The following is a 25,112-nucleotide window of genomic DNA, read 5'->3' as shown; positions in this document are numbered from 1 at the left end:
ACTGAACGCATGAAGCTCAGCCGCCCGGTCTCCTGGTTCCTGCTCGCCTTCGGTGTGTGGAGCTGGTTCATCTGGATCACTTTCGTCAAGAACCTGTGGAAGGACGGCAGTGGGCTCGCCTTCGATGACGCAGGCGACCCGACCGCGTACTTCTGGGTCCACCTGACGCTCGCCGTCGCCTCCTTTGTCTTGGGGACGGTCGTGGGGACCATCGGGTTGCGCGGAGTCCGTGCTCTGCGCCGTACGTCATAGCTGATCGGTCACTCCTGAGGGGCGCGCTCCGTGGTCATCCTGTTCGTGCTGGCCGGTCTCGCCGCGCTCGCGGCCCTCGCCGGGATGCAGTGGTACGCGTGGCGGCGCCTGGTGCGGGACACCACGGCCGGGCCCGGGTTCGCCCGGCGCGCGGGCGCCGTGGTCTTCGTGGCGGGGCCGCTGCTGATGTTCGCGGCGGTCGCGAGTGAGCGGGCCGGGGCGCCGTTCTGGCTCCAGCAGGTGCTGGCCTGGCCCGGCTTCATGTGGATGGCCCTGTCGATCTATCTCGTGCTCGCGCTTCTCGTGGGGGAGCTCGTACGGCCCTTCTTCTTGAGGCGCCGCACGAAACCCACCCCTACGGAGGAGCCCTCTACGGATGTCCTCTCTACGGAGGGTCACTCCACGGAGGAGCCCCCTACCGAGGACCCCGCACCAGTGCGGGCGGAACCGGCCACCCCCTCGCGCCGCCTCTTCGTCTCCCGGATCGTCGGCGGGACCGCGGCCGCCGTCGCCGTCGGAACGGTCGGCCACGGAACGTACGGCGTCCTGCGCGGCCCCCGGGTGAAGCGCGTCACCGTGCCGCTGGCCAAGCTGCCGCGCGGGGCGCACGGGTTCCGGATCGCCGTGGTCAGCGACATCCACCTCGGGCCGATTCTCGGACGCGGCTTCACCCAGCGCGTGGTCGACACGATCAACGGCACGCAGCCCGACCTCATCGCGGTCGTCGGCGACCTGGTCGACGGCAGCGTCGAGGACCTCGGGCCCGCAGCCGCCCCGCTCGCCCAGCTCCGCGCGCGGCACGGCACGTACTTCGTGACCGGCAACCACGAGTACTTCTCGGGAGCCGAGCAGTGGGTCGATCACGTACGCGAACTCGGCCTGCGCCCCCTGGAGAACGCCCGCACCGAGCTGCCCGGCTTCGACCTCGCGGGCGTGGACGACGTGGCGGGCGAGAGCGAGGGACACGGTCCCGACTTCGCCAAGGCGCTGGGTGACCGGGACCGCTCGCGGGCGTCCGTGCTCCTGGCCCATCAGCCGGTCGTCATCCACGACGCCGTCAAGCACGGCGTCGACCTCCAGCTCTCCGGCCACACGCACGGCGGACAGCTGTGGCCAGGCAATTTCATCGCCGACCTGGCCAATCCGACGCTCGCGGGACTTGAGCGGTACGGCGACACCCAGCTGTATGTGACACGTGGCGCGGGTGCCTGGGGGCCGCCGGTGCGGGTCGGGGCGCCGTCCGACATCACGGTCGTCGAACTGGCCTCCCGCCAGGCGTAATCGCTAGTTGGTTCGATGCGGTACAAACCTGGCTGGATACTGCCGCGCCGCACGGTGACGGAGTGACACCGGGCACTACCTCTGCGCAGCATTAAGTGTCGGAAGTGTGTGCGGTTCTTGGCGCTTTGGTGTGCCATAGGGGGAACGTTGTTGCGACGTCATGCTTTCCGGCTGCCACCGCACCCGGCATCCGTCTCGCTCGCCAGACTCCGTGTGCATGACCATTTGGCCGCCTGGGGGCACAAGGAAGAGAGCGCGGCGCTGCAGGACGCCGTACTCCTCGTGTCGGAGCTGGCGACGAACGCCGTCTGTCACGGCCACTTCCTGGAGCGGGAGTTCGAGTTCGAGGTCGCGGTCACGGTGCTCGCCGACGGCGACTGCTTCATAGAGGTGTCCGACGAGAGCCCGACCAGCCCCGAGCTGCGGGAACTGGGCCCCTGGGAGGAGAACGGCCGTGGCCTGCGGCTGCTGGACGCGCTCTCCGAGGCGTGGGGCGTGTGGCAGCGGGGGCGGTACGGGAAGACGGTGTGGGCGCTGGTTCGGGCCTAGGGCCTTGCGGTCCCGGTTCCCCCCCCCGCATCCGACTCTCGACGAACAGACCTCTCCCGCCCACCCGCCCGTTCACCCCGCATCCGACTCTGGACGAACAGGCCTCTCCCTCCCGCCCGCCCGGCACTCCGCATCCGACTCTGGATGAACAGGCCTCTCCCTCCCGCCCGCCCGGCACTCCGCATCCGACTCTGGATGAACAGGCCTCTCCCTCCCGCCCGCCCGGCACTCCGCATCCGACTCTGGATGAACAGGCCTCTCCCTCCCGCCCGCCCGGCACTCCGCATCCGACTCTGGATGAACAGGCCTCTCCCTCCCGCCCGCCCGTTCACCCCGCCGGCAGTGTCACCGTCACCGTGAGGCCCGCCCCCGGTGTCGTCTCCACCTCCACCTCGCCGCCGTGTGCCACGACGACCCCCTGCACTATCGCCATGCCGAGCCCGCTGCCCGCGCCCCCGCCCGCCCGGAAGAATCGGTCGAATACGCGTGCCGCGTCCTCCTCCGCGAGGCCGGGCCCCTGATCGGCCACGCGCAGCCGCACCACCCCGTCCTGCCGCTCCACGCCCAGCGTGACCGGCGCGTCGGTGGGCGTGTGGACGCGTACGTTGCCCAGCAGGTTGCCGAGCACCTGGCGCAGCCCCGACTCGTCCGCGCGGATCAGCACCGCCCCGTCGGCGCGGACCGTCAGCGGGCGCTCCGGCTCCTGCACCCGCAGGTCGTCGGCGGCGTCCCGTACCAGGCGGCTCAAGTCGACGTTCCGGAAGCGCAGTTCCGGCTGCTGGTCCAGGCGGGCCAGGGTGAGCAGCTCGTCGACGAGGTGCCCCATCCGGTCGGTCTCGGCGATGACGCGGCTCCACGCGCGCGTGCGCTCCGCCGGATCGCGGAGCATCCCCTTGTCGTACAGCTGGAGGTAGCCGCGGATCGCCGACAAGGGCGTACGCAGCTCGTGCGAGGCATCGGCGACGAAGCGGCGCAGCTGTGCCGAGCTGCGCTCGCGCGTCTCGAAGGCGGATTCGACCTGGTGGAGCATGGAGTTGAGGGCGAGGCGCAGCTGCTCGGTCTCCGTCGCCGGGGCACGGCTCGAGGGCACGCGCCGGGTCAGATCGCCCTCGGCGATGGCGGACGCCGTCTCGACCATGTCCTCCAGGGGGCGAAGGCGGTGGTGCGCGGAGATCATCGTCAGGACGGCGAGCAGCCCCAACAGGACCACTCCGAAGGCGGCGTCGAGCTTGAGCGCCTTCTTGATGCCCGATTCCACGTTCTGCGTCGCCGCGGCCATCAGGACCGTCGTGCCGTCGGTGAGCCGCGCGCCCACCATGCGGTGGGCGTCACCGTCCAGGGTGATGTCCTGCGGCTCGGACTCGTCGGCGACCGCATCGGGGTCGCCGACGGCGGCGGCCAGGGCGCGCTGGCGCGGGGTCGGCGTGAGCGCGCCGATGGCGACGGGCTCGCCGCGCTCGTCCACCGCCACGAACACCGTGTCCCCGCGCGGCAGGGAGGTCGCGCGCTCCTTGCCGTCGGGCGAGAGCTTGTCGAGCACGACGCCCAGCTCGCTGAGCCTCTCGATGTCCTTCATGGTGAGCCCGGTGCTCAGCAGTGAGGTGCGCGACTGCGTCAGCTCGGCGTCCACGCTGTCGAGCAGGTAGTGGCGCATGCCCATGACGCTCACGCCGGTCGCCACGACGACGCCGAGGGCCAGCAGGGCCACGTTCACCCAGGTGAGCTTGGCGCGCAGCGAGCTCATGCCACGGCGGTGCGCACGCCTCATGCGAGGCCGTATCCGACGCCCCGCCGGGTCGTGATCAGCGGCGGGCCCAGGGCGTCCAGTTTGCGCCGCAGATAGCTGATGTAGGTCTCCACGACGGTCGACTCGGGCGTGTGCTCGTACTGCCAGACGTGGCGCAGGAGTTGCTCCTTGGGCACCACACGGCCGCCGTTGCGGACCAGGAAGCGGAGCAGGGCGTACTCGGTGGGCGTGAGCTGCGCCGTGCGGCCCGCCCTGCGCACCACGTACGTCGTCTCGTCGAGCTCCAGGTCTCCGTAGCGCAGCGGCGGGCGCTGGGGGAGCACGTCACCGTCCCTGGTGCGGCGCAGGACCGCGCCGATGCGGGCGACGACCTCGTCGATGTTGAACGGCTTGGTGATGTAGTCGTCGCCGAAGCCGAGCGCGCCCACGACCTCCGCGGGCGCGTCCCGTGCCGTCAGGAAGAGCAGGGCCATCTCGGGGCGCCTGGCGCGCAGTTCCCTGGCCAGGGCGCGGCCGTCGCCGTCCGGCAGCATCACGTCCAGGAGCGCCACGTCGGGCCGGGTCCGCTCGGCGAGCGCCAGGGCGTCGCGCACGGTGCCCGCCACCATCACGTCGAAGCGGTGGTAGCGCAGGGCTATGGCGAGCACGTCGGCGATGCTCGGCTCGTCCTCGACGACGAGGACGGTGGCCCCGACGCCAGGACCGGTCGGCACTCCGACATCTGTTCCCTGCTGGCCTTCGGCGTGGCTCATGCCTCCAGTATCGGCACGGGCGTTGTACGAAGACCCGGTCCGTGCCTTGGAGTTGCTTGAGAATCATGGCCGCGCGGCGCCGCTGGGGCGCGGTGCCGCCGATGCTGAGGCTCCTGAAAGCACGGACCCGGGGGACCTGGCGACGCGGAGGAGGAGTGGATCGTGACGGCATTGGCGCGATGGTGCTATCGGCACCGTCTGGTGGTCCTTGTGCTGTGGGTGGGAGCCCTGTTCGGCCTGGGGGCGGCCGGGACATTGGCGGGCACCAACTACTCGAATGTGTTCTCCCTGCCGGACACGGACTCCACGCGCGCGTACGACTTGATGACCAAGGCCTTCCCGGAGCGCTCCGGGGACACCGACACGGTCGTCTGGCGCGTCGACGAGGGCGCTTCGGCCCGTGACGAGGACGTACGTGCGCGGATCGAGCCCGCGCTCAAGGAGATCGCCGGCATGAAGGGCGTCGGCGAGGTCGCGAGCCCGTACGCGTCCAAGGAGGCGGGCGCCGCCCAGACGAGCGAGAACGGCCGCATCGCCTACGCCCAGGTGACCTTCACCGAGCAGGCGAACGAGGTTCCCAAGAACCTGGTCCAGGACGTCGTGGACACCGCCCAGAAGGCCGAGAGGTCCGGCCTGCAGGTCGAACTGGGCGGCCAGGCGATCACCCGCATCCAGGAGCCGCCCACGGGCACCTCCGAACTGGTCGGCATCGCGGCCGCGGCCGTCGTCCTCTTCCTGGCCTTCGGCTCGCTCTTCGCGATGGCCCTGCCGATCGTCATCGCCGTCTTCGGAGTGGGCATGGGGATGCTCTCGACGATGCTGCTCAGCCACGTCACGGACATCCCCGAAGTGGCCCCGCTGCTCGGCTCGCTGATCGGCCTGGGCGTCGGCATCGACTACGCGCTCTTCATCGTCACCCGGCACCGGCGCGGCATTCTGCGCGGCATGGAGCCCGAGGAGTCCGCGGTGCAGGCCCTGAACACCTCGGGCCGCGCGGTGCTCTTCGCGGGCGGCACGGTGTGCATCGCGCTCGCCGGGATGCTGGTGATGAACATGCGCTTCCTGGACGGCGTGGTCATCGCCGCCTCCCTGACGGTGGTCCTGAGCGTCCTCGCGGCCGTCACCCTGCTGCCCTCGCTCCTCGGGCTGCTCGGCCCCCGGGTGCTCAGCCGCAGGCAGCGGCGCCGCCTGGCGGCCGAAGGACCGGAGCCGGCCGAGGCGAGCGGCCTGGCGGCGCGCTGGTCCTCGTACGTCCAGAAGCGTCCGCGCTCGATCGCGGCACTCGCCTTCGTGGTGATGGCCTTCCTGGCCCTGCCGCTGCTCTCCTTGCGGCTCGGTGCGACCGACCAGGGCAACCACCAGGAGTCGACGACGACCCGGCAGGCGTACGACATGCTGGCCGAGGGATTCGGTCCGGGATTCAACGGCCCGCTCCAAGTAGTGGCCGAAGAGGCCGACACCGGGAACCTGGTGGCGACCATCCGCGAGACGGAGGGCGTGGCGAGGGTGGCGGCGGCTCCGCCCGCGGACGGCATCTCGGTCATCAACGTGGTCCCGACCACCTCTCCCCAGTCGGTGGAGACGGATCAGCTCATCGACCGTCTACGGGGGGACGTGATTCCGCAGGCCGGAGTCGAGGCCCACGTGGGCGGCGTGACGGCCGTCTTCAAGGACTTCGCCGCGGTGACGGGCGACCGACTGCCCTACTTCGTAGGAGCGATCATCGCGCTCGGCTTCCTCCTGCTGCTTGTCGCGTTCCGCTCGCTGGTGGTGCCGCTGACGGCGGCCCTGATGAACCTGATCGCGGCGGCGTCGTCCTTCGGCGTACTGGTGGCGGTCTTCCAGTGGGGCTGGGGCACGGAGCTCCTCGGCATCGGCAAGGAGGGACCGATCACCGCCTTCCTGCCGGTCATCATGCTGTCGCTGCTCTTCGGGCTCTCGATGGACTACCAGGTGTTCCTGGTGAGCCGCATGCACGAGGAATGGGTGCACACGAAGGACAACGCCCGCGCGGTGAGGGTGGGCCTCGCCGAGACGAGCAGGGTCATCAACTGTGCGGCCCTGATCATGATCTGCGTCTTCTCCGCGTTCGTCCTGAGCGGCGACATGGAGGGCGCGATGGCGGGCATCGGCCTCGCGGCGGCGGTCGCCCTGGACGCGTTCATCCTGCGCACGGCGCTGGTCCCGGCCGCCATGCACCTGCTCGGCCGCTCCAACTGGTGGCTCCCCGCGGGCCTGGAGAAGCGTCTGCCGCACTTGGCGGTGGAGCCGCGGGAGGAGCCGGAGCCGGGGGAGGAGCCGGCGACCGTGCCGCACGCGCGCGTGCCGGAGTCTGACGGTGAAGGCGGCGCCTCCGTGGTGCACGGTTTCATCCGCACCGCGGAGGGCGAACCGGTGGAGGGCGCGATCCTGACCCTCCTGTCCAAGGCGGGCCGCCAACTGGACCGCGTCACCTCCCTCGCCGACGGTTCCTACATCGTCGCGGCCCCGTCGGCGGGCGCCTACCTGCTGGCCGTCACGTCCCCCGGCTACGCGGCCCGCGCGCGGCACATCCAGGTCGCGGGCGAACCGCTGGTGTACGACGTGGAGCTGGCGGTGGGCGAGATGGACACGGTGAACTAGCAGGCCCGGACGCTCGGCAGGCCAGGGCCAGGACCCGGGTCAGAGGGCCCGGACCCTCGGCAGCCCCGTCACGGACATCACCAGCGAGTAGAGCGAGGTCGTCGCCGCGATGAAGAGCCGGTTGTTCCTCGGCCCGCCGAAGGCGATGTTGGCGACGGCCTCGGGGACGGTGATCCGCCCGATGAGGGTGCCGTCGGGGTCGTAGCAGTGGACGCCGTCGTGAAGGGCGGCGGCCCACAGCCGGCCCCCGTCGTCGAAGCGGATGTTGTCGAATCCGGAGTCCTTGGACTCGGCGAAGACGACGCCGTCCGAGAGGGTTGTGTCGTCATGGACGTCGAAGGCGCGGATCTGGGCGGCGCGGGAGTCGGACACGTACAACTTCCGCTCGTCGGGCGAGAAGACGAGGCCGTTCGGCCCGTCGAAGCCGTCGGCGACGATGCGCACGTCACCGGTCACGGGGTCGATCCGGTAGACGTGGCAGCCGCCGATCTCGGCGGGGGCGCGATGCCCTTCGTAGTCGCTGGTGATCCCGAAGTCGGGGTCGGAGAACCAGATCGACCCGTCGGAGCGGACCACGGCGTCGTTCGGGCTGTTGAACCGCTTGCCCTCGAAGCGGTCGGCGAGGACGGTGACGCGGCCGTCGTGCTCGGTGCGGGTGACGCGCCGGTTGCCCTGCTCGCAGCAGATCAACCGCCCCTCCCGGTCGAGGGTGTTGCCGTTGACGTACCCGGCGGGCGTACGGAAGACGCCGACGGTGCCGGTCGCCTCGTCCCAGCGCAGCAGCCGGTCGTTGGGTATGTCGCTCCAGATGAGCTGCCGCCAGGCGGGCAGGTAGAGCGGCCCTTCGGCCCACCGGCAGTCGTCGTGGAGGACTTCCAGCTTGGCGTCCCCGTTGGCGCACCGGCCGGTGCGGAAGCGGTCGTCCAGAACCTCGTACGACGTGGGCACCTTCTGGGAAGACATGACGACCCCTGTCTGACGTGTGTGTGAATCACATTCGGTGACAGGAGGATATTGCAGTACGAGATATGGTGTACGTCAAGGAAGAGTGAACGGATGGCAGGGAGTGCGGCTGATGGACGACACCGACCGAGAGCTCCTGGCACTGCTGCAACAGGACGCCGGGCAGTCGTACGCGAACCTGGGCAAGGCGGTGGGCCTTTCGGCGGGCGCGGCCCACGAGCGGGTGCGCAAGCTGCGCGAGCGGGGGGTGATCCGCCGCACGACGGTCGACGTGGATCCGGCGGCCGTCGGCCAGGGCGTGCTGGCGTTCGTCATGGTCGACTCGACGGCCTGGATGGGGGACAGGGCGCAGGACTTCGCCGCGATCCCCGAGATCCTGGAGGCGCATGTCATCGCGGGCGCGGCGAGCGTCCTGGTCAAGGTCCGCACGGGGACGACGGAGCAACTCCAGGACGTGCTGCGGCGGCTGTACGCGATCGACGGGGTGAGCGGGACTCAGGCGACGGTGTCGCTGGAGACGTTCTTCGAGAGGCCGGTGTCGCCCGGGACGGGCTGACTCCCCCGTTCGCCGGGGACGGGCCGGTGCCCGCCGTCGCTCACTCCGAAGCGGCGCACTCCCGGCACGGCCGCCGTCCCGGCGCACGCGACGCCCACCAGGGCCGCCGCGATCCACAGCGGGGCCGCCGTGCCCCACGCGTCCGCCGCGAGCGGCCCGAGAACGTACGCCAGGGGCATCGCGGCCAGTGACAGCAGCCAGTCGTACGAGGTGACGCGGGCCAGTGCGCCGGAGGGTATCGCCGCCTGGACCGACGTCTGCCAGACGGGGCTGAGGAAGCCGAGTCCCGCCTGCGCGAGGCCGTACGCGGCGATCACGGCCGGCGTGGGGGCCTCGGCCGCGAGCAGGGCGAGGGGCAGGGCGTACGTCGCGAGGCCGAGGTTGGCCACCAGGACCGGGCGCTTCGGCCGCGCCCGCCCGGCGAGCAGCGAGCCGGCCAGCAGGCCGAGGGCGCCCGCCTGGAGGATCGCGATCCAGGTGCCCTCGCCGCCCAGCTCTTCGACGGCGATGGCGGGTCCGAGTGTCATGAGGACGGCGGCGGCGCCGTTCCAGGCGGAGTGCGCGACGAGGCTGGTCCAGTACCAGTCACGGCTGCGCACCTCGTGCCAGCCCTCGACGAGATCCTTGCGCAGCGAACGGTGCGCGGCGGGTTCCTCGACGCGGTGGAGGCGGACGGCCGCGAGGAGGCACGCGCTGACGGCGAAGGACGCGGCGTCGAGGACGAAGGCCCAGCCGGGCCCCGCGAGCAGGATCAGCAGCCCGGCGAGCGCGGGGCCGCCGACGCGGGAGCCGCTGCTGACCACTCCGATGAGGGCATTGGCCGCGTGCCGGTCCTTCGCCGCGACCGTGCCGGTGATGAGCGGAGAGAGGGTCGGCATGGCGAAGGCGGAAGCGGCGCCGCCGATGGCTTCGGCGAGGGCGATGTGCCACAACTGGGGATCTCCGCCGAGCAGTTGAACCCCGACGAACAGCTGGGTCACGCACCGCACCAGGTCGGATGCGAGGGCCACGGTTCGGGGGTTGAACCGGTCGCCCACGACACCGCCGAGCGGCAGCAACAGCAGCTTCGTCCCCATCGCGCAGCCGAGTACGAGCGCGAGCGCGGAGGTGGAGCCGGTGGCGCGGAGTACGGCGAGGGCGAGGGCGGCGGGGATGACCGCGTCGCCGATGAGGGAGAGGGAGCGGCCGAGGAAGAACAGCCGGAAGGAGCGGTTGCGCAGCAGGGGGTGCGACAGCATGGAGGGGACTATATTTCGGTTCCGAATTATTCGTCAACGAAATATCAGGAAGCGAAGGACGCCGAAGTAGGCTGCCGCGTATGGCGAAGAGGCACAAGAACGACGGCGTGGGCGAGACAGAGGGAGAGGGGGAGCCGCAGCGCGACTGGACCGACGATCACGTGGAACGCTGGCTCCCGGTGCTCCCCGCTCTCGACCCGGACATCGAGGGTGCGGTCACCCGCATGAAGAAGCTCACCGTCCATCTGCGCCGCGTCCGCGAGCAGTCCTTGGTCGACTTCGACCTGGAACGCCCGGAGTTCGACACCCTCCACAAGCTGGCGGGCCGCGGCGGCCGCGCGACCCCCTCCCAACTGGCCGCCGACCTGGACCTGGCCCCGGCGTCAGTGACAGGCCGCCTGGACGGCCTGGAGAAGCGCGGCCTGATCCGCCGCACACCGTCGAAGGCGGACCGCCGCCGGGTGGACGTGGAGCTGACGAAGTCGGGCCGGTCGATCTGGCTGGGCGCGATGGACGTACTGGGCCACGAGGAGTACCGCCTGCTGGCCGCGCTCTCGGGGCCGGAGCGCGCGCAGCTCTCGGAGATGCTGCGCCGCATCATGGTGGTGGCGGAGGAGGGCGGCGGGGCGCAGTGGAAGTAACACGCGCCCCGGGGGCTCACGCCCGCCCTGGCCGGACTGGCTAACTCCGAGCCAGCTCGGGCCGCTTGCGATAGTCGGTGAACCCGATGACGTTCCCCCACGGGTCGGCGAACTCCACGGTGTACCCGGTGGCGACGGAGAAGGGCGGGGCCAGGAGCTTGACCCCGGCGTCCTCAAGAGCCCGCCCGGCACCCCGCGCGTCGGGCACCTCCAGCCACACCCGGGGCGTGGACCACGCGGAAGGCCGATGCTCGACCCCGTCCTCCACCCGCAACAGAATCCCGGGTGTCTCTTTCCCCACCTTCAGGATGGCGAGCCCGATCTCGTCGATCCGGTGCGCCACGGGAAACCCGGCACGCTCGTAGAAGCCGACGGCCTCGCCGAGGTCGCCGACGGGGAAGAGGACGTTGTCGAAGCCGAGCAGTTCGGTCGACTGCTCACCGGATTGACGAACGGACTGGTCAACGGACAGGCCGACCGACTGGTTGTCTGACATTCCGTCAGAGTAGGTCGGTCGGCCCGAATTCAGCCGTACTGTCACTGTTTGACGGCCACAGGGGCCTTGGTGTCACCCGGCCGGATCAGCGATTGACGGCCCCGTCAATCCCAGGGCTCGCGCACTGGCTTGCGTTTCCACCACTCCCCGAGGTCGGCCTCGGGCTTCTCTTTCGTCGGACGGACCCAGGGGCGCAGGGAGAGCTCTGGGTCCGGGACAGTCTCGGCGCGGAAGCGCGAGTCCAGCCGGGCAAGGAGCTGACCCAGCGCGCCCTCGCGAGCCTCGGCCGACAAGGCACTCCGCATCACGTCTTCAAGGGAGTCGCGGGAGTCCAGGTCGTTGCTGTAGGCGCTGACGGGATAGAAATCTTCGCTCGACCAACCTGGCTCCATACGGCGCACCACACGCTCCCAGGAGGCGAACCGGTGCGCCACTGAGTACACGGGTTCGGTCAGCGACTCCCGTCCCCTCGGCGAGAGCCGGGACCGCTCCACCTCAAGCCGATCCGCATCGCACCGCGCGATCTCGTCAAGCACCGATGCAGGCAGATCAGCCCAGACAGCCCTGCTTTCCGGCGCCGCCCGGAACACGTCATATGGTTTCCGCTTCCCGGCTCGCCGAGCTGAACCATTCTCCGTCTCGCCCTCCAACTGACTCACTCCTTCAACTGCTTCAGGAAGTACTCGTATCCTTCATCGGGCTGCATGAAGGTTCCATTGTCCCCTTCGCGGATCAGCATCGTCCCGCTCGCATCGTCCCACCAGGCGAAACGGGGGTTCCCTGAAGTGGTACTGCGCATGCGGATGCCGGGGGTGCTGGTCATCATGTTCTCGAGATGCTCCGCCACGTCCAGGTCGTCGACGTCCTTGATGCCTCGACTGTTGATGTCACCGTGCGCGGCGATCTTGTCAGCGAGCACCGGCAGATTGCCCTGCTGGCTGGCGGGGTCCGGCTTGCCGATCTCGTAGAGACCGAGCGGGTCGCAACGGAGCAGTGGATCGAGGACATAGCGGAAGGGGTTAGGAGCAGGCCCCAGACCCAGCGGGTCGGGAGTGGCGTACCGGGCCGTCTCCGGGTCGTAATAACGGTGAACGTTGTAGTGCAGACTTGTCTCGGGGTCGAAGTACTGCCCGGGGAAGCGCAGTGGTGTGTAGGCGCTGTTTCCGTCCTGCCAGGCGGTAATGCCCCACAGGGTGCTCCGGCCGTGCCAGGCGATATGACCGTCCTCATCTATGAGTTCGGTGGGGGCGCCGGCGAGATCAGTGGCGATGGCGAAGAACCGCGCGTCGATCTCCTCGCGGGTGGCGGTGAGGATCCGCTCGGTCTGGGTGATGGGGCGAAGACCGTCGTACTCCCAGGTCAGGGCTACGCCGTGCGGTCGCGAGTGATCGGTGGTGAACTGCTCGCAGAGGGTTGTGCCGTCCCAGGTGAAGTCGGTCTGTTCCACAACGGTCGTGCCGTCCGCACCCAGCCTCTGCTTGGAGATACGGCGCCCCATCGGGTCGTAGCGGTACCTCCAGAGTGTGCCGTCCGGGGTGCGGACCGAGGTGAGCCGGTCCTCCGCGTCCCAGGTGTATGTCCAGGTCTCCGGCTTGCGGGAGAGTCGGCGTCGGTGGCGGCGCACCACTCGTCCTTGGTCGTCGTAGCCGTAGCGGGTGCCGCCGGCGCGGAGCAACCGGGTGCCCTCGGAGTCGCGCTGCCCCACTGCTGTCTGTCCGGGGTGCCTGCCCGGCCAGTCGGCGGTCACTTGCGTGCCGTCGTCGTCGTAGGCGTACGACTCGCTCCAGCCTTCTGCTCGGACGGCGGTGACGCGACCGGCCGCATCGCGCTCGTAGGTCCGCCTCTGACCGTCCTGGCTCTCGATGCCGGTGAGGTGTCCGTCGGCACGGTAGCGGTAGGCCCGGCCGCGAATCGTGCGTCCGCCGCCGGTGGTGACCGACTGGGCGGTGACTCTGCCGAGACCGTCGTAGGCCCGGGTCAGTGACAGGGCGTCGTCGACGTCGAGCGCGAGCAGTCGTCCCGCGGCGTCGTAGTCGAAATCCAGGGTCCGGCCCGCGGTGCTCGCGCGAGTGCGGTCACCCCGGCCGTCGTACCCCCAGGCGCTGGTCACGCCGGTGGGAGTAGTGCGGTTCAGGGTTCGGCCCGCGGCGTCGTGGGCGAACGTAAGCGTTCGGCCGTTGACGGTCTCGGAGACGAGGCGTCCCTGCGTGTCCCGGCGCAGCGTCACGCTCGCGTCAGGGCCCTCGGCTGCACAGAGCCGGTCGGACAGGTCGTAGGTGTACGTGCTGACTGCGCCGTCCGCGTTTTTGGCGACCATGCGCCCGAACACGTCCCGAGTCATGCTCACGGTCTGCCCGACGGCATTGGTCCGCAGGACGACCTGACCCTTGGCGTCGTGGCCGTAGGTCTGTGTGCGCCCGTCGAAGTCCGTCTCGGAGACGAGCCGCCCCGCGATGTCGTACACGTAGCTCCAGCGCCGCCCATCCGGGCGGTTCACACCAAGGAGGCGCAGCGAGGGGTCGTAATCGAAGGTGTGACGGACACGGTTGGGTCCGGTGCGCGCCGCGAGCAGGTTGAAGTGGGTGTACTCGAACCGTGTCACCGCGCCCATGGCGTCGGTGTGACTCGACCGGTTGCCCTCGGGGTCGTACGTCCAGACCTCCGCCTGTCCGTCTGCCCCGACCCGGCGCAGGAGTTCGCCGTCCGCGCCCCATTCCATGCGGGTCATGTTGCCGAGTGGGTCGGTGACGGTCGCCACTCGGCCGAAGGCGTCATGGGCGTATCGCGTGACACCGCCCAGAGGATCGGTGACGTGCTCGGCCAGGCCGGCCGCATCGCACCGCACGCGGGTGAGATAACCCGTCGGGTCGGTGACCGAGGACAGGTGACCGAGGCTGTCATATGTGTAACGGATCGTGGCGCCACCGGGTTTGACGATCCTGACGCAGTTGCCGCGGGCGTCGTACTCCCGGCGCTGGACACGGCCGTCGGGGCCGGTGATGGCGACCGGGCTGCCCAGGACGTCGTACGCGAGACGTACCGTCGCACCGTCCGGCCGCCTTACCTCCATGAGTCTGCCGAGACCGTCGTACGTCTTGCTCGTGGTGTGACCGAGCTGATCTGTCCAAGACGTCAGGTGGTGGTGCTCGTCCCAGGTGGTGCGGGTCGTACCACCGAGTGGGTCGATCTCGGCGACGACCTGGCAGTTGTCGTTGACGACGAATTTTGTGACCGCGCCCTCGGCGGTGGTGAGGGAGGTGACCCGGGCCAGGGGCCAGGCCGGGTCGGTGGCTTCGTAGTCCAAGGTGAGGGTGAGGTACCCGGCCTCGCCGCCCTCCGCGACGCAGCGGTCCTCGGAGTCGTAGCTGTAGCTGTAGCTCCGGCCATTGCGATCGGTCCAGGACGTGATGCGGTACCGGTCGTCGTAAGTGAACCGCGCAGTATGGCCGTTGGCGTTGACGACACCGGTGAGGCAGTCGTCGGAGTATTCGTACTTCCGTAGCGCGACGTCCGATCCGTCCTCGCCCCCACCGGCCAGGTGCAGGGCGGTGACGCGCCCATCCGTGACCGTCAGCTTGAGGTGGTAGCCGCCACTGTGCCGGATGGCGAGAGGGGTGCCGTCCAGGGCGTAGTCGAAGTCGATGGTGTCGCCGTTGCGATCGGATATTCGCTCCAGCGGAGCGATGCCGTCGACAGGTATGGCGAAGTGGTGGGTATGCCCGGTGAGCGGGTCGTCAATGCGGTAGCTGCCGTCGTCGAGACGAGTCAGAGGACGACGGGGCCCGGCCTCGGGCAGGACCGGCTCCAGTGTGCTTTCGGGATGACGGTAGCCAAGGAGTAGCCCGTCCTCGGTGACGTACACCACCCCGTCGGTGTGGGTCTCAAGGCGCTGATCGATGGTCGAGGCCCAGGTGGGGCCGAACCACCAGCCGGTGCGGTAGCCGGAGGACACCCGGCGGGTGAAGGCGAGCGACAGTGAGCCGGGCAGGGCGACATCGGTTTCCGGCAGAAACATGAACCCGGTGGCCATGTCGATCGGGTCGGACCCCTTGCTGCTCACCGCGTCCGCAGCCCGATTGTCAGCGCCCTTGGCGCCGTCGGCGAGAGCATCTGGCGCGTTCTTGCCGAGCCCCTTGAGGCCGGCCTTCAGCCCCTTCAGCCCGCTCTTGAGGCCCTTCATGCCCTTGGCGAGGCCGCGGAGGGAGGTGAGGCCCTTCATGCCGGGGATGCAGTCGAGGGCGGCGAAGGCGACGTCGAGTAGCCCTGCTTCCCCGTTGGCGTATTTGTGGAGGGTGTCGGCGAGGACGACGAGGGCGGCGATGAGGACGATCGCGCCCAGGATCGGCCCACCGATGATCATCGCGATGACGCCGAGTACGGCGACGACGACCTTGCAGACGGCGACGATGGTGTCCCAGTTGTCGGTGACCCAGTCCCCGACCTCCTCCCACCACTTGCGATTCTGAATACCCGCGTCGGAAGCGTCTTCGAGCTTCTTCTTCGCGGTCCCGGCGGCGTCCTCGCGCATCTTGCGCGCGTCTTCCGCCATCTTCTTCGCGGCGTCGAGGTTGTTCTTCGCTGCGGACACGTCGGACTTGGCCGCCGTGTGGGCCTTCTCGGCGGAGTTCGCGTTGCGAGTGGCGGCCTTGACCTTGTCCGGGTCCGGCTTGGGGACGTCCTTGCCGGAGTCTTTGTCGTCCTTGTACTTGTCGGCTTCCTTGCCCGCCTTGTCCATCCACGAGTCGGCGGAGGTCAGCCGGGTCTGGGCGCTGCTCAAGTCCCCTTGCGCCTCACGGCCCTTGACCAGGGCCTTGTCGGCGAGGGCCTGGGCGCGTTCCAGCTCCGGCCAGTAGGTGGAGAGGGCGTCGCCGGCCATCTCGTAGCTCTTCTTGAGCTTCTTCAGCTTGCCCGGCGCGTCCTCGAACTCCGCCGTGAACGACTCCGCCGTCTTGCCCGCCCAGGTGAGGATCGCGTCCTCACCCGCCATCCCCTTGATGTCACGGAGGACCTTCGACACGTCGTCGGCGAAGTCGTGCAGATTCTTGGCCAGGTTCCGGACCCGGTCCGGATCGCCGGGAGTCGGGTCCCTGTCCAAGTCCAGGACATGCCAATCCGCTGGACGATTCCCCGCCATCCCGCAACCCCCGTCGAGCTCGTCAGTCGTCTATCGGTTGATGGACTGGACTTCCTGGACGTTGATGTCCTGCGTCCCGTCGAAGGTGCCGTTCGGCAGGTCGCCGCCTGCGCCGCCGGAGCCTTCCCAGGTGATCTCCCAGGTGATGGACGCCTTCAGCTGGAACGGCTTGCCGCCGGTGGAGCGGAGGTATGCGATGCCGCACGGCGGGTCCTCCTTGGAGGAGCCCTTCGTGTACGGGGTGCCGATGCTGCCGTCTTCGTTGACCTTGCACTCGCCGGACGCGGGGAAGGTCTGCGCGTCCGCCGTACCCGGCTCCAGGTGCAGGCTGACCGGCTTCGCCGTGGTCTCCGCCCACACTCCCGTACCGGGCAGTTCGGCGCGAACCTTGACGTCCTCGAAGGCGCCCTTGTCCAGCCAGACCCAGGTGGGCAGATTCACCGTCGATTTGGCTTCCGGCTTCAGCTCGACCTTGGTGTCGGGGACCTTGACCTTGTCGTACGCGTAGGAGGCGAGGACCTTGGGCGAGGGGGCGTTGGCGATCTTCGGAAGGGTCCCGGCATCCTGCCAGAAGAGGGTCTCCTGGCAGTTGTACGCCTCCGGATCGTCCTCCATGTCAGGGTTGACGACGCCGCGCCAGAACTTGCCGTCCTTGCCGAGGTTGAAGTTCTTGTAGCTCTTGGTGCCGTCGCTCTGCGGCGTGCCCTTCTCGTAGTTGTCCACCATCAGCTGCTCGCCCCAGCTGAGCGTGGGCGTGACCGGGACCAGGTTCTCGTTGGGGTTCTTCTTGAGCCGCTCCGTCGCGGCCTTGACCTGCTCGGACGTCGCCACGGGCTCGTACCAGCAGGCCGGGGGCTTCCAGTTCGGGTCCACCGGAGCGAGGCCCTTGCCGGCCGTGCCCGACTTCCCGCCGGAGACCTGCTCGACCGTCACGCTCGTGGCAGTGGCCCCTGCGTTGAGCGAGTTGCCGGAGGCGCCGCCGGACGGGCCGGCGGGCGGGTGGTCGTTGTCCTCACCGAACGCGTGCGCCGCCGTCGGCCAGGCGCCGAGGGCGAGCACCATCGTGGCCAGCAAGGGGAGAGACCTCTTCAGCGACCTCATCACTTGTCGCAACCCCCGCGCACCGTCTGGAGCGAAACGGTGCTCCAGACGCCCTCGGACGTCTTCTTCAGGGTGGTGCGGTACTGGAGGACGGGGTTCACGTCGTCAGGAGTGCCCGTCTTCTCCTTGGTCTTGCGGTCCTCGGTGTAGCCCTTGCTCTCGTCCACACAGTAGAAGAGCACGCCCCCACCCGTGTCGGAGATGCTCACCTGCGGATTGAAGACCCTGGCCTTGCCGATCAGGTTGTGGTTGTTGTCCACGTACCCCTTGATGTACGTCCTGGACGACGTCAACGCCTGCTGCGAGTTGTAGAAACTCACGGCCTTGGACTGGGGGGCCGAGTCGATGATGGCCAAGTACTCCGCCTTCAGGCGCTCCTTGCCGTCATCCAGAATCGCCTGCTTCTTCGGGTCACTGTTCTTCCAGCCGGCGAATTCGGCCTTGAAGGAACCCGGCAGCTCCACCTCAGGACGCTTCGCACCGCCCGGCTTCGCCGAAGGGCTCGCTGAAGCCTTCGCGCCCCCGCCCCCCGCCCCCTCGATCTTGTCCGAGGACCCGTCCCCGCCTCCCGAACCGCAGGCAGTCAACAGCAGGGCCGCGGACGCGGTGAGCGTGGCCGTCATGAGACGGATGGGGCGGTTCACTCGGGACTCCCGTGAGGTGGGGGGTAACTGAAGCGAACCCACGCTATCTCTGGGGCGCGTGCAGGCACCAGGCGGATTGGGTCAACGGCCTGGGCTTTTATGCTGATCCAGGACTATTGGTGACCCTTGGTCGGCAGATCTGGGATCAGCGACATTTGCCGTAGCAGGCTTCGCTCACTCTCCCCGCCCCGCCCGCTGACCGACAACCGGCACAGCAGCGCTCAACTGCCGCTCTGCACAGGCTTTCCCGCCTCCAGGACCTCCGTCACGTCGAGCGTGACCTTCGCGCCGATCGACTCGGGGAGGTTGACCAGCTGGCCCGGGGCGTGCGCCTGGTGCGTCTTGTACTCGTCGTTGGACGGGTCCATGAGGGTGTGGAGGCGCCCGTGCTTGCGGTCGACGATGACGTAGACCGGGATCTCGGCGGCGGCGTACGACGTGACCTTCGCCCGAAGGTCGTTCTGGTAGTTGCTGGAGGTGACTTCGAGAACCAGGCGGAAGGAGAGGGGGTCGTAGCAGTTGTTCTCGATGAGGTGCTCGTCGATGTCGGCGTCGACGACGACGAGGTCGGGGATCGCGTAATCCTCCGCACCCGTGGGGAGCCAGAGGCCGACGCCCTGGAGCACCTTGCTCTCGATCCCGTGGAGTCCGGCAGCGAGGAAAGGAACCATGAGGTCGGTGAGGGCGCGGGCATGTGCCACATCCGGGGGAGCGGTCACCGTGATCTGGCCCCCGATGATCTCGACGCGGTGGCCCGGGTTGCGACCCATGAGCAGGTTCGCCCCGGCGAGCAGGGACCGCTCGCCGGACAGGTCGTCATCGGGCCGCTCGGCAGCTTCTGCAGACATGGCGTGTCTCCTGAGGGCTTGTGTCGAGAGCATCCTCGTAGGACGGGGAAGGGATCGGGGTCCTGTCTCGACGCGTTCACCGGTACGGGTGAGTGAGGCCCAGGTCGGCCGCCGGGAACAGCGAGAGGGCCCCGCCCCCGGCGCAAGACCAGGAAACGGGGCCCTCAGCAGCTGCGTAGAGCGAGCCAGGAAGGAATCAGAAGCGCCGCGTGATCAGCGCGCGCTTCACTTCCTGGATCGCCTTCGTGACCTCGATGCCACGCGGGCACGCGTCCGTGCAGTTGAACGTCGTGCGGCAACGCCACACGCCGTCCTTGTCGTTCAGGATTTCGAGGCGCTGCTCGCCCGCTTCGTCACGGCTGTCGAAGATGAAGCGGTGCGCGTTCACGATCGCCGCGGGGCCGAAGTACTGGCCGTCGTTCCAGAAGACCGGGCACGAGGACGTGCACGCCGCGCACAGGATGCACTTCGTCGTGTCGTCGAACCGCTCGCGGTCCTCCGGCGACTGCAGGCGCTCGCGCGTCGGCTCGTTGCCGGTGGTGACCAGGAACGGCATGACGTCGCGGTATGCCTGGAAGAACGGGTCCATGTCGACGACCAGGTCCTTCAGGACCGTCAGACCCTTGATGGCCTCGACCGTGATCGGCTTGGACGGGTTGATGTCCTTGATCAGGGTCTTGCAGGCCAGGCGGTTGCGGCCGTTGATGCGCATGGCATCCGAGCCGCAGATGCCGTGGGCGCAGGAGCGGCGGAAGGTCAGCGACCCGTCGAGCTCCCACTTGATCTTGTGGAGGGCGTCGAGGACACGCTCCTTGGGGTCGATCTCCACCTGGAAGTCTTCCCAGGTCGCGTCCGCCGAGATCTCCGGGTTGAAGCGGCGGATGCGGAAGGTGACCGTGATGTACGGGGAGTCGGCGAAGCCGGCCTCGGGCTTGGCGTCTTCCTTGTCGAGGGTCGGGGTTGCCATCAGTACTTACGCTCCATCGGCTGGTAGCGGGTCTGGACGACAGGCTTGTAGTCGAGGCGGATCGACTCGGCGCCGTCGTCGCCGACCTCGCGGTACGCCATGGTGTGGCGCATGAAGTTGACGTCGTCGCGGTTCGGGAAGTCCTCGCGGTAGTGACCGCCGCGGGACTCCTTGCGGGCCAGGGCCGACTGCGCCATGACCTCGGCCAGGTCGAGCAGGTTGCCCAGCTCGACGGCCTCCAGGAGGTCGGTGTTGAAGCGCCTGCCCTTGTCCTGGATCGAGACGTTGAGGTAGCGCTCGCGGAGCTCCGCGATCTTCTCCACCGCCGTCTTGATCGTCTGCTCCGTGCGGAACACCATGACGTTGGCGTCCATGGTCTCCTGCAGCTCCTTGCGGAGCTCGGCGACCCGCTCGTTGCCCGTGGCGTCGCGCAGGCGCTCGACCTGGGAGACGACGAGCTCCTCGGCGTTCTCCGGGAGTTCGACGAAGTCGTTCTTCGCCGAGTACTCCGCGGCGGCGACACCCGCCCGCTTGCCGAAGACGTTGATGTCCAGGAGCGAGTTGGTGCCCAGGCGGTTGGCGCCGTGCACCGAGACGCAGGCCACCTCGCCCGCCGCGTACAGACCCGGGACGACCGTGGTGTTGTCCGCGAGGACCTCACCCTCGACGTTCGTCGGGATGCCGCCCATGGCGTAGTGCGCGGTCGGCTGGATCGGGATCGGGTCCGTGTAGGGCTCGATGCCGAGGTAGGTGCGAGCGAACTCCGTGATGTCGGGAAGCTTCGCGTCCAGCTGCTCCGGCGGGAGGTGCGTCAGGTCCAGGTACACGTGGTCGCCCTCGGGACCGCAGCCGCGGCCCTCCCGGATCTCCGTGTAGATGGAGCGCGAGACCACGTCTCGCGACGCGAGGTCCTTCATCACCGGCGCGTACTTCTCCATGAAGCGCTCGCCGTCCTTGTTACGGAGGATGCCGCCCTCACCGCGGGCGCCTTCCGTAAGAAGGATGCCCATGCGCCAGATGCCGGTCGGGTGGAACTGGAAGAACTCCATGTCCTCCAGCGGCAGACCGCGGCGGTAGCAGGCCGCCTGGCCGTCACCCGTCAGCGTGTGCGCGTTCGACGTCACCTTGAAGAACTTGCCGGTGCCGCCCGACGCGTAGACCACGGACTTCGCCTGGAAGATGTGGATCTCGCCGGTGGCCAGCTCGTAGGCGACCACGCCCGCGCTCTTCTTGACGCCGTCGACCTCGACGAGGAGCTGGTCGAGGACGTAGAACTCGTTGAAGAACTCCACGCCCTCCTTGATGCAGTTCTGGTACAGCGTCTGGAGGATCATGTGGCCGGTGCGGTCGCCCGAGTAGCAGGCACGGCGGACAGGAGCCTCGCCGTGGTTGCGGGAGTGACCGCCGAAACGGCGCTGGTCGATCTCACCCTTGGGCGTACGGCCGAAGGGCAGACCCATCTTCTCCAGGTCGAGAACGGCGTCGATGGCTTCCTTCGCCAGGATCTCGGCGGCGTCCTGGTCGACCAGGTAGTCGCCGCCCTTGATCGTGTCGAAGGTGTGCCACTCCCAGTTGTCCTCCTCCACGTTGGCGAGCGCGGCGGCCATGCCGCCCTGCGCCGCGCCCGTGTGGGAGCGGGTCGGGTAGAGCTTCGTCAGGACCGCGGTCCGGCTGCGCTTCGTCGCCTCGATGGCCGCGCGCATGCCCGCGCCGCCGGCGCCGACGATGACGGTGTCGTACTTGTGAATCTTCACGTGGGTCGCCTCGGCTTTAGCGGATGTTCGGGTCGAAGGTGAAGATCACCAGCGTGCCCAGAAGGATGGTGAACACCGTGGCGGTGTACAGCAGGCCCTTGAGCCACAGACGCGTGTTCGGGCGCTCCGCGTAGTCGTTGATGACCGTGCGCAGGCCGTTGGCGCCGTGCAGCATCGCGAGCCACAGCATCAGCAGGTCCCAGACCTGCCAGAACGGCGAGGCCCAGCGACCCGCGACGAACGCGAAGCCGATCTTCGAGACACCGCCGTCGAGCACCAGCTGGATCAGCAGGTGGCCGAGGACGAGGACGACCAGGACGACGCCGGACAGCCGCATGAAGAGCCATGCGGCCATCTCGAAGTTGCCGCGGGTCGAGCGCGGGGTCTTGGAGGTGCGCTTGCGCGGCGCCTCGATGAGGGGAGCCGGGTTGTCTACGTCGTACAGCGAGGCGCCTTCGACGGGACCCACTCCGGCTTTGTCGAGCGTGGTGTCGGACATGTCTGGCGTCAGCTCCCGAAGACTTCGCGGACGGCGTGGCCGAGGACCGGGTAGAGCGCCCCCACCATCAGGACGACCCAGATACCCACGACGGTCCAGAGCATCTGCTTCTGGAAGCGCGGGCCCTTGGACCAGAAGTCGACGGCGATGACACGCAGGCCGTTCAGGGCGTGGAAGAGGATGGCGGCGACCAGGCCGTACTCAAGGAGTGCGACGAGGGGCGTCTTGTAGGTGCTGACGACATCGTCGTACGCCTCCGGGGAGACGCGGACGAGAGCGGTGTCCAGCACATGCACGAACAGGAAGAAGAAGATGAGGACGCCGGTGACTCGGTGAGCCACCCAGGACCACATTCCTTCCCGGCCGCGGTACAGCGTTCCAGCCGGCACGGCAGAACCCTCCGGGAGCGGGGATTGGGGCCAGCCGGCTTGGGTGGTCGGACGGGCCCGGCCGGGTACGGTCCACCGGCCGCTCGTCATCGTATCGACGAGTTGTCGGTTCGTTCGCGCGGGGTAGCCAGGTGTGATCAAACAGGCAATCAAACAGGCACGTACGGGCTATTCAGGTCGTGCACGAGCCGGGTGAGTCGCCCGCGGGCGAGCTTGCGCAATTCCTCGGCCGCCAGGACCCGCTCCTCCTCCGGGTCGTTGGCGAGACGGGCGCGGATCCCGGCGAGCAGATGGTCCAGGGCCTGGGTCGGCGGGACGTCGTCCAGGCAGATCACGAAGACGTGACCGAACCGGCTCTCGTACGCGGCGTGCGCGGCCCGCAAGGCGGTGTCGGCGGCGCTGTACATGCCCTGCCGGGGGGCGACCGGACGCAGAGGTTCGCAGGCCAGGGCCTCGGCGAGGTCCGCGAGCGGGAGGTCGTACGCCGCTTCGTCGGACGCCGCGAGCAGGGCGTCCAGGTCGGGATACGGCCGGTGGGCGACGAGCCTGCGGGCCCAGAGGTGGCTGCCGCAGCAGGTGAGGAGGGCGGCTTCGGCTGCGCCGGGCTCTGCGGTGTTCAGTTGCTCCGGGGTGTTGTTCGGCTCCGCCGGAGGGCTGGGTGAACTGTGCGGGGGCAGCGGGGGCTCCTGGGCAGGGGGCATCGATGAGGGAGGCGTGGGGATTTGTCGTAACGGTAGCGAGACGTGGTGAGGACTGTCTGACGTATGCGTGAATTTCACCCGGATGGGAGAGTTTCGCTTCGCGTGGTGGACGGTAGGGCCGCGGGCCCCGTTTTACCGTGTGCGGATGCTGGCTCTCACTGCTGATGTCCGTGGCGCCCGTGCCGTCCGGTGGGGCGTTCCCTGGACCGCCGCTTCGCGGCGGATCTCTCACTCCCTCCCACCCGTTCACCCCGCAGCGCACTGCCCGACGAAGAGCGGTGACCAGTGATCTCCCGCCCCCTCGCCATCGCCGCCGGCGCGGTGGCCGCCGGAGCCGTTGCGCTGACCGTTGCCGTCTGGCCCGACGGCGGGGACGGTGGCGCGCCCGCGAATCCGCCCTCCGACAGCAAGTCCGCCGTCTCCCCGACCCCCTCGCCCACGAAGTCCTACCCCCTCTCCAAGGCCCCCTCCACCATCCCCGCCGTACGCGAGCACACCGCGGCGCGCGGGCCGGGATGGAAGCCGCAGGACGGCGGGCGCGTGGTCGTCGGTGACGGCGACCTCGCCGACGAGGGGAAGCTGCTCGCCGGGGAGCTGAAGCTCAAGTACGCCGGTGACGCCGACCCCCGCAAGGGCGACGTGGAGCTCGCGCTCACCCCGGACAAGGCCGACACCTCCGACGGCAGGGACGAGTCGTACACCCTCTCCGTGAAGGGGCAGCGGGTGAAGATCACCGCCCCCGAGGAAGTGGGCGTGTTCTACGGGACCCGCACCCTGAAGCAGGAGGTGCGCGGCGAAGGGACCGCGCCCGAAGGCGTCGTGCGCGACCGGCCCGCCAAGCCCCAGCGCGGCTTCATGATCGACATCGCGCGCAAGCACTTCGACGCGGCGTGGATCGAGGACCGGATCCGGGAGCTCGGCGACCTCAAGTACAACCAGCTCGGCCTGCACTTCTCCGACGACCAGGCCTTCCGCATCGAGTCGGACTCGCACCCCGAGATCGTCTCGCGCGACCACCTCAGCAAGGCGCAGGTCCGCCGCATCCTCAAGCTCGCGGCCAGCCGCCACATCACCGTCGTGCCCGAGATCGACTCGCCGGGCCACCTCGGCGCGGTCATCGCCGCGCACCCCTCGCTCCAGCTCCGCGACACCCGTGGCATCCCCGCGCGCGGCGCGGTCGACATCTCCAAGCCGCAGGCCGCGGAGATCGTCGACGATCTGCTCGAGGAGTACGCGGACCTGTTCCCCGGGCGCTACTGGCATCTGGGCGCCGACGAGTACCGCGCCCTGACGGTCGAGAACCCGGAGGCCAGCTATCCGCAGCTGGCCTCCGCCGCCCGCGAGAAGTACGGGTCCGACGCCCGCGTCCAGGACCTCGCGACCGGCTGGCTCAACGACCGGGCCGAGACCATGCGTCCCTACGAGCGCGGGCTCAGGGCCTGGAACGACGGGTTCTTCCGCGGCGGGGTCGTGCAGGCCGACGACGATCTCGACGTCGCGTACTGGACCGGCAAGGAGATCGGGGCGAGGGAGCCGGTCGAGTACCTGAAGGCGGGCCGGAAGGTCATCAACTACAACGACGAGTACCTCTACTACGTCCTCGGCCAGCCCAACACCTTCCGCTATCCCACCGGGCAGCGGATCTACGAGGAGTGGACCCCGCTGGTGATCCGCGGGACGAAGCCGGTGAGCGCGGAGTACGACGACCAGATCCTCGGCGGCTCCTTCGCCGTCTGGTGCGATCTGGCCGACTCGCAGACGCAGGCACAGGTGGCGAAGGGGGTCCGGATGCCGCTGCGGGCGACGGTCCAGAAGCTGTGGGACGAGCGCGAACCGGGCCTGTCCTGGGGAGAATTCGTGAAGTTGGCCGACCGGGTGGGGTAGGTTCCGGAGGCCGTCGGCGCCCTGGGGAGGGACGTCGGCGGCCTCTTCTGTCCCGGAGTCCCGGAGTTCTGGAGACCTGGAGCTCTGGAGTCCT

General features: G+C 69.0%; 22 protein-coding genes. 7 read left to right on the top strand and 15 right to left on the bottom strand.

The genetic code is table 11. From position 1 onward, the window contains the following. The first annotated feature begins 9 nt into the window (after positions 1-9). The 3 genes from M4V62_RS17555 to M4V62_RS17545 all read left to right on the top strand — a co-directional run bounded on the left by M4V62_RS17555 (position 10) and on the right by M4V62_RS17545 (position 2,082). On the top strand, positions 10-252 hold the full coding sequence (locus M4V62_RS17555; RefSeq protein ID WP_249588213.1) for an SCO4848 family membrane protein: 243 nt from the start codon (positions 10-12) through the stop codon (positions 250-252). Between the two features lie 30 nt (positions 253-282). Next, entirely contained in the window at positions 283-1,533 is a 1,251-nt protein-coding gene (locus tag M4V62_RS17550; RefSeq protein ID WP_249588212.1) for a metallophosphoesterase, read from the top strand. Between the two features lie 147 nt (positions 1,534-1,680). Then, complete coding sequence (locus M4V62_RS17545; protein WP_249588211.1) at positions 1,681-2,082, top strand: ATP-binding protein; 402 nt, start codon at positions 1,681-1,683, stop codon at positions 2,080-2,082. 328 nt (positions 2,083-2,410) lie between these two features. On the opposite strand, the gene M4V62_RS17540 is transcribed toward M4V62_RS17545, so the two are convergent. Both M4V62_RS17540 and M4V62_RS17535 read right to left on the bottom strand, forming a co-directional pair. Beyond that, complete coding sequence (locus tag M4V62_RS17540) at positions 2,411-3,826, bottom strand: sensor histidine kinase (protein ID WP_249588210.1); 1,416 nt, start codon at positions 3,824-3,826, stop codon at positions 2,411-2,413. Between the two features lie 20 nt (positions 3,827-3,846). After that, the gene (locus M4V62_RS17535) at positions 3,847-4,581 is read right to left on the bottom strand and encodes a response regulator transcription factor (RefSeq protein ID WP_249588209.1); all 735 of its coding nucleotides are present in this window, start codon (positions 4,579-4,581) and stop codon (positions 3,847-3,849) included. 171 nt (positions 4,582-4,752) lie between these two features. On the opposite strand from M4V62_RS17535, the gene M4V62_RS17530 reads away from it, so the two are divergent. Beyond that, the gene (locus M4V62_RS17530) at positions 4,753-7,203 is read left to right on the top strand and encodes an MMPL family transporter (protein ID WP_249592880.1); all 2,451 of its coding nucleotides are present in this window, start codon (positions 4,753-4,755) and stop codon (positions 7,201-7,203) included. A 39-nt stretch (positions 7,204-7,242) separates the two neighbouring features. On the opposite strand, the gene M4V62_RS17525 is transcribed toward M4V62_RS17530, so the two are convergent. After that, positions 7,243-8,166 (bottom strand): SMP-30/gluconolactonase/LRE family protein, encoded by a 924-nt coding sequence (locus M4V62_RS17525; RefSeq protein WP_249588208.1) that lies wholly within the window; start codon positions 8,164-8,166, stop codon positions 7,243-7,245. A gap of 112 nt (positions 8,167-8,278) precedes the next feature. On the opposite strand from M4V62_RS17525, the gene M4V62_RS17520 reads away from it, so the two are divergent. Beyond that, positions 8,279-8,722, top strand: coding sequence for an Lrp/AsnC family transcriptional regulator (locus M4V62_RS17520; RefSeq protein ID WP_249588207.1), 444 nt, complete (start codon positions 8,279-8,281; stop codon positions 8,720-8,722). Here the strand turns inward: M4V62_RS17520 and M4V62_RS17515 are convergent. Next, positions 8,662-9,960 (bottom strand): MFS transporter, encoded by a 1,299-nt coding sequence (locus M4V62_RS17515; protein WP_249588206.1) that lies wholly within the window; start codon positions 9,958-9,960, stop codon positions 8,662-8,664. The two genes, M4V62_RS17520 and M4V62_RS17515, sit on opposite strands and share 61 nt — an antisense overlap. Positions 9,961-10,040: 80 nt before the next feature. On the opposite strand from M4V62_RS17515, the gene M4V62_RS17510 reads away from it, so the two are divergent. Continuing rightward, complete coding sequence (locus M4V62_RS17510) at positions 10,041-10,601, top strand: MarR family winged helix-turn-helix transcriptional regulator (protein ID WP_249588205.1); 561 nt, start codon at positions 10,041-10,043, stop codon at positions 10,599-10,601. Positions 10,602-10,641: 40 nt separating this feature from the next. Here the strand turns inward: M4V62_RS17510 and M4V62_RS17505 are convergent, their stop codons facing one another. The 11 genes from M4V62_RS17505 to M4V62_RS17455 form a co-directional block, all read right to left on the bottom strand. After that, positions 10,642-11,097 (bottom strand): VOC family protein, encoded by a 456-nt coding sequence (locus M4V62_RS17505; protein WP_249588204.1) that lies wholly within the window; start codon positions 11,095-11,097, stop codon positions 10,642-10,644. A 104-nt stretch (positions 11,098-11,201) separates the two neighbouring features. Further along, on the bottom strand, positions 11,202-11,633 hold the full coding sequence (locus M4V62_RS17500) for a hypothetical protein (RefSeq protein WP_249588203.1): 432 nt from the start codon (positions 11,631-11,633) through the stop codon (positions 11,202-11,204). 119 nt (positions 11,634-11,752) lie between these two features. Then, a complete protein-coding gene (locus M4V62_RS17495; RefSeq protein WP_249588202.1) occupies positions 11,753-16,192 on the bottom strand; it encodes an RHS repeat-associated core domain-containing protein in 4,440 nt (1,479 codons plus the stop codon). Positions 16,193-16,261: 69 nt separating this feature from the next. Beyond that, the gene (locus M4V62_RS17490; RefSeq protein ID WP_249588201.1) at positions 16,262-17,332 is read right to left on the bottom strand and encodes a hypothetical protein; all 1,071 of its coding nucleotides are present in this window, start codon (positions 17,330-17,332) and stop codon (positions 16,262-16,264) included. Further along, on the bottom strand, positions 17,332-17,976 hold the full coding sequence (locus M4V62_RS17485; RefSeq protein WP_249588200.1) for a hypothetical protein: 645 nt from the start codon (positions 17,974-17,976) through the stop codon (positions 17,332-17,334). Before M4V62_RS17485 ends, M4V62_RS17490 begins: the two co-directional genes overlap by 1 nt. A gap of 221 nt (positions 17,977-18,197) precedes the next feature. Next, entirely contained in the window at positions 18,198-18,824 is a 627-nt protein-coding gene (locus M4V62_RS17480; protein ID WP_249588199.1) for a Uma2 family endonuclease, read from the bottom strand. A 196-nt stretch (positions 18,825-19,020) separates the two neighbouring features. After that, positions 19,021-19,791, bottom strand: coding sequence for a succinate dehydrogenase iron-sulfur subunit (locus M4V62_RS17475; RefSeq protein ID WP_249588198.1), 771 nt, complete (start codon positions 19,789-19,791; stop codon positions 19,021-19,023). Then, positions 19,791-21,545 (bottom strand): succinate dehydrogenase flavoprotein subunit, encoded by a 1,755-nt coding sequence (gene sdhA, locus M4V62_RS17470; protein WP_249588197.1) that lies wholly within the window; start codon positions 21,543-21,545, stop codon positions 19,791-19,793. The genes M4V62_RS17475 and sdhA overlap by 1 nt, the downstream gene beginning before the upstream one ends. A 16-nt stretch (positions 21,546-21,561) precedes the next feature. Then, positions 21,562-22,044: a succinate dehydrogenase hydrophobic membrane anchor subunit gene (locus M4V62_RS17465; RefSeq protein WP_249588196.1), complete on the bottom strand. Its 483-nt coding sequence runs from the start codon at positions 22,042-22,044 to the stop codon at positions 21,562-21,564. Between the two features lie 8 nt (positions 22,045-22,052). Then, on the bottom strand, positions 22,053-22,433 hold the full coding sequence (gene sdhC, locus M4V62_RS17460; protein WP_283779093.1) for a succinate dehydrogenase, cytochrome b556 subunit: 381 nt from the start codon (positions 22,431-22,433) through the stop codon (positions 22,053-22,055). A gap of 149 nt (positions 22,434-22,582) precedes the next feature. Then, on the bottom strand, positions 22,583-23,134 hold the full coding sequence (locus M4V62_RS17455; protein WP_249588195.1) for a 2-oxo-4-hydroxy-4-carboxy-5-ureidoimidazoline decarboxylase: 552 nt from the start codon (positions 23,132-23,134) through the stop codon (positions 22,583-22,585). Between the two features lie 285 nt (positions 23,135-23,419). On the opposite strand from M4V62_RS17455, the gene M4V62_RS17450 reads away from it, so the two are divergent. Next, positions 23,420-25,018 carry a beta-N-acetylhexosaminidase gene (locus M4V62_RS17450; protein WP_425575056.1) on the top strand — a complete coding sequence of 533 codons (1,599 nt, stop codon included), beginning with the start codon at positions 23,420-23,422 and terminating at the stop codon, positions 25,016-25,018. The last annotated feature ends 94 nt before the right edge of the window (positions 25,019-25,112 follow it).

This window comes from Streptomyces durmitorensis (assembly GCF_023498005.1).
GTDB classification, from domain to species: domain Bacteria; phylum Actinomycetota; class Actinomycetes; order Streptomycetales; family Streptomycetaceae; genus Streptomyces; species Streptomyces durmitorensis.
This window is presented reverse-complemented; position numbering and strand designations above follow the sequence as displayed.